Raw genomic sequence first — 15,577 nt, forward strand, 5'->3', positions numbered from 1 at the left:
ACGTCCCGAACGGATCCGGGGCATCAACGTTCCGTTAACCGAACACACGAACGACGCTTCGCATCCGAGAACGAAGACGCGAGAGACCGGCCCCAGTCGGCTGGTTCGTCACCGGGAGGAAATGATGAGATTCTTCAACACAGCGGTTGGTGCCGTGGCGCTGGCTGCCGCCGCATTCGGCGGCCCGTCCCTTGCTCAGGACAAGGGCTATGTCGGCGTCGCGATGCCCACCAAGTCCTCGGCGCGCTGGATCGACGACGGCAACAACATGGTCAAGCAGCTGCAGGACGCCGGTTACGAGACCGACCTGCAGTACGCCGAGGACGACATCCCGAACCAGCTCGCGCAGATCGAGAACATGATCACCAAGGGCGTGAACGTGCTGGTGATCGCGGCCATCGACGGCACCACCCTCTCCAACGCGCTGGAGAACGCCGCCGCCTCCGACATCCCCGTGATCGCCTATGACCGGCTGATCCGCGATTCCGAGAACGTCGACTATTACGCCACCTTCGACAATTTCCAGGTCGGCGTGCTGCAGGCGCAGTCGATCGTGGATGCGCTGTTCAAGGACGGTGCCGAGGGGCCGTTCAACATCGAGCTCTTCGGCGGCTCGCCCGACGACAACAACGCCTATTTCTTCTACAACGGCGCGATGTCGGTCATCCAGCCGCTCATCGACGAGGGCAAGCTGGTGGTGAAGTCCGGCCAGATGGGCATGGACAAGGTCGGCACCCTGCGCTGGGACGGCTCGGTGGCCCAGGCCCGCATGGACAACCTGCTCTCCGCCCATTACACGAACGACCGCGTCGACGCGGTGCTCTCGCCTTATGACGGGCTGTCCATCGGCATCATCTCCTCGCTCAAGGGCGTGGGCTACGGCTCGGCCGAGCAGCCGATGCCCTACATCTCCGGGCAGGACGCCGAGGTGCAGTCGGTCAAGGCCATCCTGCGCGGCGACCAGTATTCCACCATCTTCAAGGACACCCGCGAGCTGGCCCGCGTGACCGTGGGCATGGTCGACGCGCTGCTCGAGGGCGGCGAGCCGGAGATCAACGACACCGAGACCTACGACAACGGCATGAAGGTGGTCCCCTCCTTCCTGCTCAAGCCGGTGCTGGTGACGAAGGACAACTGGAAAGAGGTCCTGATCGGCTCGGGCTACTACACCGAAGCCGAGATCGAGTGACAGGCTGGCAGGGCGCGGGCGGCATTGCCCCGCGCCCTGCCGAACCCGGCATGAGCCGCGCGCGACGGGCCCCCGGGCCCGCCGCCCCGGCGGAGCCTTGTCCAGCGGGGGCATGAATGGATACCATTCTCGAGATGCGCAACATCACCAAGACCTTTCCGGGGGTGAAGGCGCTCGACAACGTGAACATGAAGGTGCGGCGTGGCGAGATCCACGCGCTCTGCGGCGAGAACGGCGCCGGCAAGTCCACCCTCATGAAGATCCTCTCCGGGGTCTATCCCCACGGCTCCTACGAGGGCGCCATCTTCTACGAGGGGCAGGAGAAATCCTTTCGCGGCATCAATGACAGCGAGGCCGAGGGCATCGTCATCATCCACCAGGAGCTCGCGCTGGTGCCGCAGCTCTCCATCGCCGAGAACATCTTCCTCGGCAACGAATGCGCGAAGAACGGGGTGATCGACTGGTCGGAGACCTACCGGCGCACCGCCGAGCTGCTGGCCCGCGTGGGGCTGAAGGACAGCCCGCGCACCAAGATCTCCGATCTCGGGCTGGGCAAGCAGCAGCTCGTCGAGATCGCGAAGGCGCTGGCGAAGGACGTGAAGCTGCTCATCCTCGACGAGCCCACCTCCTCGCTCAACGAGAAGGACAGTGCGGCCCTGCTCGAGCTGATGCTGGAGTTCAAGCGCCGGGGCATCTCGGCCATCCTCATCAGCCACAAGCTCAACGAGGTGAGCAAGGTGTCGGACTCCATCACCGTGCTGCGCGACGGACAGTCGGTGAGCACGCGCGAGGTGGTGCCGGGCCAGATCTCGGAGGATGACATCATCCGCGAGATGGTGGGCCGCTCGCTCTCCGACCGCTACCCCCCGCGCGAGCCGAAGATCGGCGAGGTGCTGCTGGAGGTGAAGAACTGGAACGTGCGTGACCCGCAGCATTCCGAGCGCATGGCGGTGGACGACGTGTCCTTCTCGGTGCGCGCGGGCGAGGTGGTGGGCATCGCGGGGCTGATGGGCGCCGGGCGCACCGAGCTTGCGATGAGCCTCTTCGGCCGCTCCTGGGGCAGCGGCATCAACGGCACGGTGGAGATGCGCGGCCAGCCGGTGGACACCTCCACCGTGAAGAAGGCCATCGCCGCGGGCATCTGCTACGTGACGGAGGACCGCAAGTCCCTCGGCCTGGTGCTCGACGACTCGATCCGCCACAACACCACGCTGGCAAACCTCGAGGGCGTGTCCGAGCGCGGCATCATCGACAGCCAGCGCGAGATCTCGGTGGCCGAGGACTACCGCAAGCGGCTCAACGTGAAATCCTCCGGCATCGCGCAGGCGACCAAGAACCTCTCGGGCGGCAACCAGCAGAAGGTGGTGCTGGGCAAGTGGCTCTTCGCCGACCCGCAGATCCTGATCCTCGACGAGCCCACCCGCGGCATCGACGTGGGCGCCAAGTACGAAATCTACACCATCATCCGCGACCTCGCCGCCTCGGGCCGGGGGATCCTCGTGATCTCCTCGGAAATGCCCGAGCTGCTCGGCATCTGCGACCGGCTCTACGTGATGAACGAAGGGCGGTTCCTGGGCCAGATGCAGGCGGCCGAGGCCAGCCAGGAGAAAATCATGAGCATGATCATCCGTGCCGACGGGAGGGCCGCATGAGCGACGAGACCATCCAGCAGGGGGGGCGGGCCGCGCGCGGCTCCTCCTTCGGCTTCATCCGCAACCACATGCGCGAGTACGGGATTCTCGTGGCGCTCGTGGTCATCATGGCGCTGTTCCAGGTGCTCACCGGCGGCATCCTGCTGCGCCCGGTCAACCTCACAAACCTGCTGCTGCAGAACTCCTACATCGTCATCATGGCGGTGGGGATGATGCTGGTCATCGTCTCGGGCAACATCGACCTGTCGGTGGGCTCGGTGCTGGGCTTCGTCGGCGCGCTCTGCGCGGTGATGACCGTGCAATGGGGGGTGAACTGGTTCCTCGCCTCCATCGCCTGCCTCATCGTGGGCGGCGCCATCGGGGCGGCGCAGGGCTACTGGGTGGCCTACTGGAAGATCCCCTCCTTCATCGTCACCCTCGCGGGCATGCTGGTGTTCAAGGGGCTCTCGCTCTGGCTGCTCGACGGCGCCTCGGTGGGCCCGTTCCCGGCGAGCTTCGGCAAGATCGCCTCGGGCTTCATCCCCGACATCATGACGATGAAGGGCTTCTCGGTGATCTCGCTCATCCTTGGCGTGGCGACCACCGCGATCATGCTCTACCTCTCCTTCCGCTCCCGCGCGCGGGCCGAGCGCGGCGGCTCGGTGGACGAGCCCTTCGCCTTCTTCCTGGGCAAGAACGTGGTGATCGCCCTCGCGCTGCTCTACATGACCTGGACGCTGGCCGATTTCCGCGGCTTTCCCAACGTGCTCATCATCATGGCGCTGCTGATCGCGGTCTATTCCTTCGTGACCACCCGCACGGTCACCGGCCGGCGCATCTACGCGCTCGGCGGCAACGAGGGGGCGACCCGCCTCTCGGGCGTGGACACCAAGCGCCTCACCTTCCTCACCTTCGTGAACATGGGCGTGCTCACCGCGCTCGCCGGCCTCGTCTTTGCAGCAAGGCTCAACACCGCGACGCCGAAATCGGGCCTGGGCTTCGAGCTCGACGTGATCGCGGCCTGCTTCATCGGCGGCGCCTCCATGTCGGGCGGCGTGGGCACGGTGATCGGCGCCGTGGTGGGGGCCTTCATCATGGGCGTGATGAACAACGGCATGTCGATCCTGGGCATCGGCATCGACTATCAGCAGGTGATCAAGGGGCTGGTGCTGCTCGCCGCCGTGATCTTCGACGTTTACAACAAGAACAAGGCCTGAGGGCCGGGGAGACATACCGAAATGCTCATTTCCCAGATCAAGGATGCCGGCGGCGCGCTGCGCGTGGTGGTTCGCAACGGAACCGAGGCCTACACCGTGCGTGACGCGGCGTCCGTCTACGAGATCGCGCAGTCCTGCATCGCGAGCGGCACGAAGATGATCGACCGCATCAACGCCCTGGGCTTCGGCGAGGCGGTGGACCTCGAGCGCGCCTACGAGGAGGGCCGCGTGCTGCTGCCCATCACTCACCCCGACCTCACGCACATGCATCTCACCGGCACCGGGCTCACGCATCTGGGCTCCGCCTCCACCCGCTCGGCCATGCACGAGAAGGACAAGGCGGCGGCCGAGGAAGAGGTGCTGACGGACTCGATGAAGATGTTCCGCATGGGGCTGGAGGCCGGCCGGCCGAAGCCCGGCGAGGTGGGCGTGCAGCCCGAGTGGTTCTACAAGGGCAACGGCCATGCCGCCGTGGCCCCCGGCGCGCCCCTCGTTTCCCCCGCCTTCGCCGAGGACGGCGGCGAGGAGCCCGAGATCGCCGGCATCTACGTGAACGGGCCGGACGGCACGCCCTACCGGCTCGGCTTCGCGCTCGCCAACGAGTTTTCCGACCACGTGACCGAGCGGCAGAACTACCTGTTCCTCGCCCATTCCAAGCTGCGCCCCTGCTCCTTCGGCCCCGAGATGCTGCTGGGCGACCCGCCGGCCGACATCGCCGGCACCTCGCGCATCCTGCGCGACGGCAAGGCCTACTGGGAGAAGCCGTTCCTCTCGGGCGAGAAGAACATGTCCCACACCATCGCGAACCTCGAGCATCACCACTTCAAGTACGGCATCTTCCGCAGCCCGGGCGACGTGCATGTGCACATGTTCGGCACCGCCACGCTTTCCTTCGCCGACAAGATCTCCGTGGCGCCGGGCGACGTGTTCGAGATGGAGGCCGGGCCCTTCGGCCTGCCCCTGCGCAACCCGCTGGCCGTGGCCGCCCCCGAGCCCGCCTCGGGCGGCGCCTATGCCGTCGCCACCCTCTGACGCTCCTCATTCCGAACGGATACCCGACCGATGACCTTCAAACCCGCCGCCTGGCCCCGCCGCCTCCGTTCGCAGGAATGGTATGGCGGTGACAGCCGGGACAACATCTACCACCGCTCCTGGATGAAGAACCAGGGCCTGCCCGCCGACCTGTTCGACGGCCGCCCGGTGATCGGCATCTGCAACACCTGGTCCGAGCTCACGCCCTGCAACGCCCACCTGCGCGACCTCGCGCAGCGGGTGAAGAACGGCATCTACGAGGCCGGCGGCCTGCCGGTCGAGTTTCCGGTGTTCTCGCCGGGCGAGAGCTCGCTGCGCCCCACGGCGATGATGTACCGCAACCTCTGCGCCATGGACGTGGAGGAGGCGCTGCGCGCCAACCCGGTGGACGGCGTGGTGCTGATGGTGGGCTGCGACAAGTCCACGCCCGCGCTGCTGATGGGCGCGGCCTCGGCCGACATCCCGGCCATCGTGGTCACCGGCGGGCCGATGCTCAACGGCTGGTTCCGCGGTGAGCGCGTGGGCTCGGGCACCGCGCTGTGGCAGATGTCCGAGGCGATCAAGGCGGGCGAGATGACCCGGGATGATTTCCTCGAGGCCGAGATCGCCATGTCGCGCAGCCCCGGCTCGTGCAACACCATGGGCACCGCCTCCTCGATGGCGAGCATGGCCGAGGCGCTCGGCATGGCGCTCTCGGGCAATGCCGCCATCCCGGCGGTCGACGCGCGGCGCCGCGTGATGTCCCAGCTCACCGGAAGGCGCATCGTTCAGATGGTGAAGGACGACCTGAAACCTTCTGATATCCTTACGAAAGAAGCCTTCGAGAACGCCATTCGCACCAATGGCGCCATCGGCGGATCGACCAACGCCGTCGTCCACCTGCTGGCCATTGCGGGGCGCGTGGGCATCGACCTCACGCTCGCCGACTGGGACCGGCTGGGCCGCGACATCCCGACCATCGTCAACCTCATGCCCTCGGGCGAATACCTGATGGAGGAGTTCTTCTACGCGGGCGGCCTGCCGGTGGTGCTCAAGGCGCTGCTGGAGAGCGGCAACCTGCATGGCGACGCGCTCACCGTCTCCGGTCGCTCCATGGCCGAGGAGGTGAAGGATGTCACCAACTGGAACGAGGACGTCATCCGCCCGCTCGACCGCCCGCTCACCGAGCATGGCGGCATCGCGGTGCTGCGCGGCAACCTCGCGCCGCTGGGCGCGGTGCTCAAGCCCTCCGCCGCCTCGCCTGCGCTGATGAAGCACCGCGGCCGCGCGGTGGTCTTCGAGGACATCGACGACTACAAGGCGAAGATCAACGACGAGAGCCTTGATATCGACGAGACCTGCATCATGGTGATGAAGAACTGCGGGCCCCGCGGCTACCCCGGCATGGCCGAGGTGGGCAACATGGGCCTGCCGCCGAAGGTTTTGCGCAAGGGGATCAAGGACATGATCCGCATTTCTGACGCGCGCATGTCCGGCACCGCCTATGGCACGGTGGTGCTGCACGTGGCGCCGGAGGCCGCTGCCGGCGGCCCGCTCGCCATCGTGCAGAACGGCGACATGATCGAGATCGACGTGGAGGGCCGCCGCCTGCACCTCGATGTGCCGCAGGAGGAGATCGACGCGCGCCTGGCCGCCTGGGCCTCGCCGATCCGCACGCCGAAGGGCGGCTATGCCCAGCTCTTCCACGACCACGTGCTGGGCGCGGACCGGGGTGCGGATTTCGACTTCCTCGTCGGCTGCCGGGGCCACGAGGTTCCGCGCGACTCGCACTGAGGAGACGAGATGACCAAGCAGCCCTGGAAGGTCGCGGTCGTGGGCCTCGGCAAGATCGCCCACGACCAGCACCTGCCCTCCATCGCCCGGCTGCCGGAGTATGAGCTCGCCGCCACGGTGAGCCGCTCCGGCGGGGTGGAGGGGGTGGAGACCTTCACCGATCTCGGGGACATGCTGGCCGCCCGGCCGGACATCCCCGTCATCTCGCTCTGCGTGCCGCCGCAGGTGCGCTACGACATGGCGCGCGCGGCACTCGCCGCCGGGCGCCACGTGATGCTCGAAAAGCCCCCCGGCGCCACGCTGGGCGAGGTGGAGGATCTCGCCGCCTTCGCGAAGGAGCGCGGCCTCGTGCTCTACGCCACCTGGCATTCGCGCCACGCCCCCGCCGTGGCCCCGGCGCGGGAATGGATCGCCGATCGCAGCCCCTCCGCCGTGCGCATCAACTGGAAGGAGGATGTGCGCGAGTGGCACCCCGGCCAGCAGTGGATCTGGGAGCCCGGCGGGCTGGGGGTGTTCGACCCCGGCATCAACGCGCTCTCCATCCTCACCGCCATCTGGCCCGCGCCGCTTCGGCTGCTCTCGGCCGAGCTGGGCTTCCCGGAAAACCGCGCCACGCCGATCCGCGCCGACCTCGCCCTGCGCGATGCGGCCGGCACGCCGATGGAGGTCGCCTTCGACTGGGCGCATGACGGCCCGCCGCTGTGGGACCTCGAGGTCGACGCCTCCGGCGAGACGCTGAAGCTCTCGGGCGGCGGCAAGCGCATGGAAGTGGACGGCAAGCTGGTGCTCGAGGAGCAGGAGGCGGAATACGACGGGCTCTACACCGAGTTCGCCGGTCTCCTTGACAGCGGCGCCCGGGATGTCGACGTGACACCCCTGCGCATCGTCGCCGATGCCTTCCTGACCGGCCGGATCACCCGCACCGCGCCGTTCCACGACTGAACACGAAACGACCAGCCCCCGGGGCCGGGCCGCCGTGAGGGCGGGCGGTTCCCCGGGGGCTACGCACAGGAGACAGTCATGACAGACAGCTACACCCCCACCGGCCGGCATCTCATCGCCGGGGACTGGGTCACCTCCGCCACCACCTTCGACTCCGACCCGGTGAGCGGGCCCTCCGCGAAGATCAGCCTCGCCAGCGCGGCCGATGTCGACAACGCGGTGCAGGCCGCCGAGGAAGCCTTCTGGACCTATGGCTACACCACGCGCGAGGAGCGCGCGGTGTTCCTGGAGAAGATCGCCGAGGAGATCGAGGCGCGCGGCGCCATCATCACCGACATCGGCACCCGCGAGAGCGGCCTGCCCGCCGGCCGGCTCGAGGGTGAGCGCGGCCGCACCACCGGCCAGCTCCGCCTCTTCGCCGCGCATATCCGCAAGGGCGACTACCTCGACATCCGCCATGACAAGGCCCTGCCCGACCGCCAGCCGCTGCCGCGCCCGGACATCCGGCTGATGCAGCGCCCGCTCGGCCCCGTGGGCGTGTTCGGCGCCTCGAACTTCCCCCTCGCCTTCTCCACCGCGGGCGGCGACACCGCCTCCGCCCTCGCCGCCGGCTGCCCGGTGGTGGTGAAGGGCCACCCGGCCCACCCCGGCACCGGCGAGATCGTGGCCGAGGCGATCGACGCGGCGATCCGCGCCTGCGGCCTGCCGGCGGGCGTGTTCTCGCTGCTGCAGTCCAACACGCGCGAGGCCGGCGAGGCGCTGGTGCAGCACCCGCTCATCACCGCCGTGGGCTTCACCGGCTCGCTCGGCGGCGGCCGGGCGCTCTACGACCTCGCCTGCGCGCGGCCCAACCCGATCCCGTTCTACGGCGAGCTGGGCTCGGTGAACCCGATGTTCGTGCTGCCCGAGGCGCTGGCCGCCCGCGGCACCGAGATCGCCTCCGGCTGGGCGGGCTCGCTCACCATGGGCGTGGGCCAGTTCTGCACCAACCCCGGCGTGGCGGTGCTGATCGACGGCGCGGAGGCCGATGCCTTCGAGAAGGAGGCGGCCTCCGCCCTCTCCTCGGCCGAGGCACAGCCGATGCTGGTGGGCGGCATCGCCGATGCCTACCGCCGCGGCCGTGACACGCTCTCCGGCCACGAGGGCGTGCGCCACCCGCTGTGCTCCTCCGGCGAGGGCCGGCGCAACGCGCCCGACCTGCTGGTGACCAGCGGCGAGGCCTTCCTCGCCGACACCGGGCTGCACGCGGAGGTGTTCGGCCCCCTCGGCCTGCTGGTGCGCGCGGCCGACGAGGGCGAGATGCTCGACATCGCCCGCAGCATCGAGGGCCAGCTCACCTGCACCCTGCAGATGGACGCGGGCGACGCCGAGCTCGCCGGCGACCTGCTGCCGGTGCTCGAGCGCAAGGCCGGCCGGCTGCTGGCCAACGGCTTCCCCACCGGCGTGGAGGTCTGCGACGCGATGATGCACGGCGGCCCCTACCCGGCGGCCACCTCGCACACCACCTCGGTGGGCACCATGGCGATCCGCCGCTTCCTGCGCCCGGTGAGCTACCAGAACATTCCCGAGGGCCTGCTGCCCGCCGACCTGCAGGGCGGCGCGGAATGACGGCCGCGCCGGAGATCCGCAGCCTCGGCGCTCCGGCGGCGACCCTGGGCGAAGGCCCCTCCTGCGATCCCCTCACGGGGGTCGTGCACTGGTTTGACATCCTGGGCCGGCGGCTGTTCGAGCATGACCCGGAAAGCGGCGAGACGCGCGAGCACCCGCTGCCGATGCGCGCCTCCGCCATGGCCGCGGTGGACGGCGCGCGCCAGCTCCTCGTCTCCGAGACCGGGCTGCACCTGCGCGACCGCGCCACCGGCGCGCTCACCCCGCATCTCGCCATCGAGGCGGAGAACACCGCCACCCGCTCGAACGACGCGCGCACCCACCCCTCCGGCGCCTTCTGGATCGGCACCATGGGGCTGGAGGCCGAGCGTGGCGCCGGCGCCATCTACTGGTACCGCGACGGTGCGCTGCGCACGCTCTTCGAGGGCATCACCGTGCCCAACTCCATCTGCTTCTCGCCCGACGGCGCCACGGGCTATTTCTCCGACAGTCCCACCGGCGTGATCCGCCGCGTGCCGCTCGACCCCGCCACCGGCCTGCCCGCGGGCGAGGCCCGGCCCTTCGATGCCGGCCGCGGCCGCGGCGCGCCCGATGGCGCGGTCACCGATGCGGAGGGCTGTCTCTGGGTGGCGCGCTGGGACGGGGCCTGCATCGAGCGGCTCTCGCCCGAGGGGGCGCTGATGCTCACCTACGACCTGCCGGTGCCGCGCCCCACCTGCCCGGCCTTCTTCGGGCCCGATGCGGCGCGTCTGCTGGTGACCTCGGCGCAGGAGGGGCTCGACGCCGCCGCCCTCGCCGAAACCCCGCTCTCGGGCGAGACGCTGGAGCTGTTGCTGCCCGCGCCCTGCCCCGGCCGGCTGGACGCGCCGGTGCGCATCGGCTGAGCCTCAGCCGGGCGGCTGTGTCGGCAGGCGGCGGTCGTCGTCGATGAGCACCACCCGCGCGGGGCGGTCTTCGCCCCAGTTCCAGAACACGATGTTCTCCTCGCCCGGCTCGGCGCCGCGGGCGTAGCTCTGCACCCGCATCGCGGCATAGCCGGCCACGGCCAGCCGGGTCGCGAGCGCCTGCGAGGCCGGCACCCGGCCGTCCAGCATCTCGCGGTTCCAGTTCGGGCAGTCGAGCGCGGCCTGCCCCACGCCTTCGCCGGCAAGCGCGGCGGGGTCGGTGGCGTCGAACAGCGCCTCGGTCTCCACCGCATAGGCGCACAGGGTGAGCGGCTGCATCGGCCGGCCCAGCGGGCTTGCCTCGCGGATGGCGCCGAGCGGGGTGAGGGCGGTGTAGAGCGCCGGGGTGCCCGGCGCGTTGAACCGCCCGCCGAAGCGCCGCGCCCCCTCGCCCGACAGCGGCGCCCAGGCCCATTGCGGGTTGTGCGCCCGGTAGACGAGCCCCTTGAAGCGGGTGGCAGCGGCAGGCATCGGCGGATCTCCGGCAGGTCGGGCGGCGTGAGGCGGGGGCGAGGGCCCGGGATCAGTCCTCCCCCGGCTGTCCCGGCTCGAAGGAGATCTCCAGCGTCTTCGCCCGGATGAAGCCGTCCATCCCGTAGCAGGGGCGCAACTCGATCTCGATGTCGTCCTCATCCTGCGGCAGGCCGTGCTGGCCGGCACCGCCCCTGTCGCTTGCGCGCCGGAGGATGAGGCCCGCGATGACGTTCTGGCTGCTGAACCCGTCGAGCCGGAGGTCCGTGATGCCGGTCATGCTGAACGTCACGACTGCGTGCCTGTCCAGCCTGAAATGACCGTCGGAGCTGCGCTCGTCGGTCATGATCCAGCCATGTATCTTCAGGGCGCTGCGTCCGGCGCTGTTGAGGGACAGGCTGACGATTTCGGCATCATGAAAGCTCGGAACCTCTCCGAACCAGTTCAGCAGAGCATCGCCCCCGGCAACATCCGAATAATTCATCCGTGACCGCCCCGATGTGGTTTGTCTGCGGATATCGCTGAGACGGAGCCCGCGCTCCGCGCGTCAGGCATAGCCGCCGGCCATCACCCGGTCGAGCCAGGCATGCACCTGGTCGGCCCTGCCCTCGCGCACCAGCTGGTCGGGGGTCATGCCGCCGAAGCCGGGCAGCGGCTCGGAGCGAAACCAGGCATAGGCGGCGAGCTGCGAGCCCGCCATCGGCTCCACCCGGTTGAGGATCTCGACCATCTCGCGCAGCCGGGTCTGGGTCTTGCGCGCGGCAATGCGCGAGGCGCGGGAGAACGCGTCCTGCCCCAGCCCCAGGGTGCTGGCGATCTCGGTGCGGGTGGTGCGCAGCGCGGTGGCGATCCGCGCCGGGGAAAACACCTGACCCTCGATGAACTGTGCAAGCTGCATGACCGTCACCTCATGTTTCCTCACGCAATATAGCGTCAAGAAACCTGTGCTTCAAGTGACCGGGTCGGCGGCGGGCCCGGCGGCGCCGGGAAGCCCGCCCGCACGGGGCTGCCCGGGGCGTGACGCGGGTGGATCGCGCGGGGCTCGGGGTCCGGTCGCGCGCGTCAGGCCGGGGCGACGGATGCCCCGCGCAGGCCGGGCGCCGGGGCCTCCGCAGCGGTCCGGCCCGAGGCCGGGCTCACCAGCGTGCGGCGCACCGCGTCGCGCCAGCCCGCGTGGCGGGCCTCGCGCGCCTCGGCCGGCATCGCGGGCTCGAAACGGCGTTCCAGCGCCCATGTGCGCGCGAACTCCTCCGGCCCGGGGCAGAGCCCGGCCTGCATGGCGGCGAGGAAGGCGGCGCCGAGGGCGGTCGTCTCCTTCACCACCGGGCGGTCGACCGGGGCGCCGAGCATGTCGGCGAGGAACTGCATCGACCAGTCGGAAGCGGACATCCCGCCGTCCACCCGCAGCACCGTGTCGGTGGCGCCGTCCCAGTCTCCGCGCATGGCGTCGAACAGGTCGCGGGTCTGGTAGGCGACGCTCTCGAGGGCGGCGCGGGCAAGCTCGGCCGGGCCGGTGGCGCGGGTGATGCCATAGATGGCGCCGCGGCATTCCGCGTCCCACCAGGGCGCGCCGAGCCCGGTGAAGGCAGGCACCATGTAGAGGCCCGAGGCGGGGTCTGCCGCCTCGGCGAGGCCTTGTGTTTCAGAGGCTTCGCGGATGATCTTCAGGCCGTCGCGCAGCCATTGCACCACGGCGCCGGCGATGAAGATAGAGCCCTCCAGCGCGTAGGTCGGCGTGCCGCCGAGCTGGTAGGCAATGGTGGTGAGCAGCCGGTTCTGCGAGGTCACCGGCTCGGCCCCGGTGTTGAGCAGCGCGAAGCAGCCGGTGCCGTAGGTGCTCTTGAGCATGCCGGGGCGGAAGCAGGCCTGGCCGAGGGTGGCGGCCTGCTGGTCGCCCGCGACGCCGAGGATGGGGATCGGCCGGCCGAAGAGATCGGCCCGGGTCATGCCGAAGGGCGCGGCGCTGTCGCGCACGCGGGGCAGCATGGCGGCGGGGATGTCGAGGAGCTTCAGCAGGTCCTCCTCCCAGCGGCCGCGGTGGATGTCGTAGAGCATGGTGCGCGCGGCGTTCGTCGCGTCGGTCACGTGCTCGGCGCCGCCGGTGAGCTTCCAGATCAGGTAGGTGTCCACGGTGCCGAACAGCAGCTCGCCCCGGCGGGCGCGGGCGCGGGCACCCTCCACGTGGTCGAGGATCCAGGCGAGCTTTGTGGCGGAGAAATACGGGTCGAGGCGCAGGCCGGTGCGCGCGGCGAAGAGTGGCTCGCAGCCCTCCTCGCGCAGGCGGCGGCAGGTCTCGGCGGTGCGCCGGTCCTGCCAGACGATGGCGCGGTGCACCGGGCGGCCGGTGGCGCGCTCCCAGACCAGCGTGGTCTCGCGCTGGTTGGTGATGCCGATGGCGGCGATGTCGGAGGGGCCGAGGCCGGCGCGCTCCAGCGCCTCGCGGCAGGTGCCGGCGGTGGTGGACCAGATGTCCTCGGGCGCGTGCTCGACGCAGCCGGAGGCGGGGAAATGCTGGGCGAACTCCTCCTGCCCCACCGCCTTCACCTGCAGGGCCGCATCGAAGACGATGGCGCGGCTGGAGGTGGTGCCCTGGTCGATGGCGAGCACATGGGTCATTGCGGCTGGCTCCGGAGGTGGTGGGAAGAAGGGTCCGGCGCGGGCCGGGGGATGGCCCGCGCCGGGGGTGCGGGCGGCGGCTGTCACCGCCGCCCGGGCCTGCTCACTGCTGCCAGGACTTGATCAGCTCGTCGTAGCTCACCGTGATCGGCTCCGGCTTCTCGTTCTCCAGCTTCGGCTTCGGCGCGCCGGGCTGCTCCAGCCAGTACTCGGCGCTTTCCTCGTCGTTCAGCTTCGGCCCGAGGTCGCCCTGGATGCCGGCGCGCTCGAGGCGCGAGAGCACCTTCTCCTGGGCCTCGCACAGGCTGTCGAGGGCTTCCTGCGCGCTCTTGGCGCCGGAGGAGGCATCACCGATGTTCTGCCACCAGAGCTGCGCGAGCTTGGGGTAGTCCGGGATGTTGGTGCCGGTGGGGGTCCACTGGGTGCGGGCCGGCGAGCGGTAGAACTCCACCAGGCCGCCGAGCCTGGGCGCGCGCTCGGTGAAGCTCTCGTCCTCCACGGTCGACTTGCGGATGAAGGTGAGCCCCTCGTGGGACTTCTTCACGTCCACGGTCTTGGAGGTGACGAACTGGGCGTAGAGCCAGGCCGCCTTGGCGCGGTCCACGGGGGTGGATTCCATCAGCGTCCAGGAGCCCGCGTCCTGGTAGCCCACCTTCATGCCCTCTTCCCAGTACGCGCCGTGCGGGCTGGGGGCGAGGCGCCATTTCGGCGTGCCGTCATCGTTCATCACCGGCAGGCCGGGGGCGACCAGCGAGGCGACGAAGGTGGTGTACATGAACATCTGCTGGGCGATATTGCCCTGCGCGGGCACCGGGCCCGCCTCGGAGAAGGTCATGCCGGCGGCGGCGGGCGGCGTGTAGTTCTGCAGCCAGTCGATGTATTTCTCGATGGAGTAGACGGCGGCGGGAGAGTTGGTCGCCCCGCCCCGGGTCATGCACGAGCCCACGGGCTGGGAGTTCTCGTTCACCCGGATGCCCCATTCGTCCACCGGCAGGCCGTTGGGCGTGCCCTTGTCGCCGGCGCCGGCCATGGAGAGCCAGGCATCGGTGAAGCGCCAGCCGAGCGAGGGGTCCTTCTTGCCGTAGTCCATGTTGCCATAGACCTTCTGGCCGTCGATCTCGCGGCCGGTGAAGAACTCGGCGATGTCCTCGTAGGCCGACCAGTTGACCGGCACGCCCAGCTCGTAGCCGTATTTCTCCTTGAACTCGGCCATGATCTCGGGGTCGGTGAACCAGTCGTAGCGGAACCAGTAGAGGTTGGCGAACTGCTGGTCGGGCAGCTGGTAGATCTCGCCGTCCGGCCCGGTGGTGAAGGACAGCCCCATGAAATCGTCGAGGTCGAGCGTGGGCGAGGTGACATCGGCGCCCTCGCCTTCCATCCAGGCGGTGAGGTCGCGGGCCTGCTTGTAGCGCCAGTGGGTGCCGATGAGATCGGAATCGTTCACGTAGGCGTCGTAGATGTTCTCGCCGGACTGCATCTGCGTCTGCAGCTTCTCCACCACGTCGCCCTCGCCGATCAGGTCGTGGGTGAGGTTGATGCCGGTGATCTCGGAGAAGGCGCGCGCCAGCGTCTTGGACTCGTATTCATGCGTGGCGATGGTCTCGGACACCACGCGGATGTCCATGCCCCTGAAGGGCTCGGCGGCCTTCATGAACCATTCCATCTCCGCCTTCTGCTCGGCTTCGGAGAGCGAGGAGGGCTGGAATTCGGGCAGCCATTTCTCGATGGCCGCTTCGTCGGCCCATGCGCCGGACGATCCGGCGATGAGCGCCACCATTGCGGCGGTGGCCCGGAATGCGGATTTCATTGTTCTTTCCTCCCGTTGCGAATGTCCGGACCGGGTGCCCCAACGCCCCCGGCCCGACCGGCCCGGCTCAGGCCCAGCGGAACATTGCCGCTGCCCATGCCAGGCAGATGATGAGGGCGCCCCAGAGCGGGGCCCCGAAGATGGCCAGCCAGATCAGGCAGATGAAGGCCGATCCGAGCAGGCTGATGAAAAAGCGGTCTCCCGGCGTCGTCTCGAAGCGGAAGAGCCCCATGCGCGGCGCCTGCGGTGCCACGATCCCCCAGACGAGCATGCCCAGCAGCAGCAGGGCGATGACGCCGAAGAAGGTGGCTGTCGCGGGGGTCCATGCCATCCATGCCATGTCTGTG

Annotated in this window: 13 protein-coding genes and 1 pseudogene; 8 read left to right on the plus strand and 6 right to left on the minus strand. The window is 69.5% G+C overall.

Features of this window, described 5'->3' with window-relative positions; genetic code table 11:
- Positions 1–124 precede the first annotated feature (124 nt).
- From chvE to D3P35_RS15200, 8 genes are all read left to right on the plus strand, one after another.
- Positions 125–1,189, plus strand: coding sequence for a multiple monosaccharide ABC transporter substrate-binding protein (gene chvE, locus D3P35_RS15165; protein ID WP_118135585.1), 1,065 nt, complete (start codon positions 125–127; stop codon positions 1,187–1,189).
- 116 nt (positions 1,190–1,305) lie between these two features.
- The gene (gene mmsA, locus D3P35_RS15170; RefSeq protein WP_118135586.1) at positions 1,306–2,841 is read left to right on the plus strand and encodes a multiple monosaccharide ABC transporter ATP-binding protein; all 1,536 of its coding nucleotides are present in this window, start codon (positions 1,306–1,308) and stop codon (positions 2,839–2,841) included.
- Complete coding sequence (mmsB, locus tag D3P35_RS15175) at positions 2,838–4,037, plus strand: multiple monosaccharide ABC transporter permease (protein WP_118135587.1); 1,200 nt, start codon at positions 2,838–2,840, stop codon at positions 4,035–4,037. The genes mmsA and mmsB overlap by 4 nt, the downstream gene beginning before the upstream one ends.
- A 21-nt stretch (positions 4,038–4,058) precedes the next feature.
- Positions 4,059–5,069 carry an AraD1 family protein gene (gene araD1 / locus D3P35_RS15180; RefSeq protein WP_118135588.1) on the plus strand — a complete coding sequence of 337 codons (1,011 nt, stop codon included), beginning with the start codon at positions 4,059–4,061 and terminating at the stop codon, positions 5,067–5,069.
- A gap of 30 nt (positions 5,070–5,099) precedes the next feature.
- On the plus strand, positions 5,100–6,842 hold the full coding sequence (gene araD, locus D3P35_RS15185; protein ID WP_118135589.1) for an L-arabinonate dehydratase: 1,743 nt from the start codon (positions 5,100–5,102) through the stop codon (positions 6,840–6,842).
- A 9-nt stretch (positions 6,843–6,851) separates the two neighbouring features.
- Entirely contained in the window at positions 6,852–7,784 is a 933-nt protein-coding gene (locus D3P35_RS15190; RefSeq protein WP_118135590.1) for a Gfo/Idh/MocA family protein, read from the plus strand.
- Positions 7,785–7,862: 78 nt separating this feature from the next.
- Positions 7,863–9,392, plus strand: coding sequence for an aldehyde dehydrogenase (NADP(+)) (locus D3P35_RS15195; protein ID WP_118135591.1), 1,530 nt, complete (start codon positions 7,863–7,865; stop codon positions 9,390–9,392).
- On the plus strand, positions 9,389–10,276 hold the full coding sequence (locus tag D3P35_RS15200; RefSeq protein ID WP_118135592.1) for an SMP-30/gluconolactonase/LRE family protein: 888 nt from the start codon (positions 9,389–9,391) through the stop codon (positions 10,274–10,276). The genes D3P35_RS15195 and D3P35_RS15200 overlap by 4 nt, the downstream gene beginning before the upstream one ends.
- 3 nt (positions 10,277–10,279) lie before the next feature.
- Here the strand turns inward: D3P35_RS15200 and D3P35_RS15205 are convergent, their stop codons facing one another.
- From D3P35_RS15205 to D3P35_RS15230, 6 genes and pseudogenes are all read right to left on the minus strand, one after another.
- Positions 10,280–10,807, minus strand: a complete 528-nt coding sequence (locus tag D3P35_RS15205) for an RES family NAD+ phosphorylase (RefSeq protein ID WP_118135593.1) — start codon at positions 10,805–10,807, stop codon at positions 10,280–10,282.
- Positions 10,808–10,859: 52 nt separating this feature from the next.
- Positions 10,860–11,291, minus strand: coding sequence for an Imm50 family immunity protein (locus D3P35_RS15210; RefSeq protein ID WP_118135594.1), 432 nt, complete (start codon positions 11,289–11,291; stop codon positions 10,860–10,862).
- A gap of 63 nt (positions 11,292–11,354) precedes the next feature.
- Entirely contained in the window at positions 11,355–11,705 is a 351-nt protein-coding gene (locus tag D3P35_RS15215) for an antitoxin Xre/MbcA/ParS toxin-binding domain-containing protein (protein WP_118135644.1), read from the minus strand.
- A gap of 242 nt (positions 11,706–11,947) precedes the next feature.
- Positions 11,948–13,423, minus strand: a pseudogene (glpK, locus tag D3P35_RS15220) (glycerol kinase GlpK); the annotation flags it as partial.
- Between the two features lie 103 nt (positions 13,424–13,526).
- On the minus strand, positions 13,527–15,230 hold the full coding sequence (locus D3P35_RS15225; protein WP_118135596.1) for an ABC transporter substrate-binding protein: 1,704 nt from the start codon (positions 15,228–15,230) through the stop codon (positions 13,527–13,529).
- A gap of 67 nt (positions 15,231–15,297) precedes the next feature.
- Positions 15,298–15,570 carry a DUF2160 domain-containing protein gene (locus D3P35_RS15230; RefSeq protein WP_118135597.1) on the minus strand — a complete coding sequence of 91 codons (273 nt, stop codon included), beginning with the start codon at positions 15,568–15,570 and terminating at the stop codon, positions 15,298–15,300.
- Between the last annotated feature and the right edge of the window lie 7 nt (positions 15,571–15,577).

The sequence above is a fragment of the Oceanicella sp. SM1341 genome, from assembly GCF_003448965.1.
Taxonomy (GTDB): Bacteria; Pseudomonadota; Alphaproteobacteria; order Rhodobacterales; family Rhodobacteraceae; genus Paroceanicella.

Coding starts and splice junctions, on each gene's coding strand:
- D3P35_RS15210 (WP_118135594.1), bottom strand. CDS start 11,291: ATGAATTATTCGGATGTTGCCGGGGGCGATGCTCTGCTGAACTGGTTC.
- mmsA (WP_118135586.1), top strand. CDS start 1,306: ATGGATACCATTCTCGAGATGCGCAACATCACCAAGACCTTTCCGGGG.
- araD (WP_118135589.1), top strand. CDS start 5,100: ATGACCTTCAAACCCGCCGCCTGGCCCCGCCGCCTCCGTTCGCAGGAA.
- D3P35_RS15190 (WP_118135590.1), top strand. CDS start 6,852: ATGACCAAGCAGCCCTGGAAGGTCGCGGTCGTGGGCCTCGGCAAGATC.
- D3P35_RS15195 (WP_118135591.1), top strand. CDS start 7,863: ATGACAGACAGCTACACCCCCACCGGCCGGCATCTCATCGCCGGGGAC.
- D3P35_RS15225 (WP_118135596.1), bottom strand. CDS start 15,230: ATGAAATCCGCATTCCGGGCCACCGCCGCAATGGTGGCGCTCATCGCC.
- chvE (WP_118135585.1), top strand. CDS start 125: ATGAGATTCTTCAACACAGCGGTTGGTGCCGTGGCGCTGGCTGCCGCC.
- D3P35_RS15200 (WP_118135592.1), top strand. CDS start 9,389: ATGACGGCCGCGCCGGAGATCCGCAGCCTCGGCGCTCCGGCGGCGACC.
- D3P35_RS15205 (WP_118135593.1), bottom strand. CDS start 10,807: ATGCCTGCCGCTGCCACCCGCTTCAAGGGGCTCGTCTACCGGGCGCAC.
- D3P35_RS15215 (WP_118135644.1), bottom strand. CDS start 11,705: ATGCAGCTTGCACAGTTCATCGAGGGTCAGGTGTTTTCCCCGGCGCGG.
- araD1 (WP_118135588.1), top strand. CDS start 4,059: ATGCTCATTTCCCAGATCAAGGATGCCGGCGGCGCGCTGCGCGTGGTG.
- D3P35_RS15230 (WP_118135597.1), bottom strand. CDS start 15,570: ATGGCATGGATGGCATGGACCCCCGCGACAGCCACCTTCTTCGGCGTC.
- mmsB (WP_118135587.1), top strand. CDS start 2,838: ATGAGCGACGAGACCATCCAGCAGGGGGGGCGGGCCGCGCGCGGCTCC.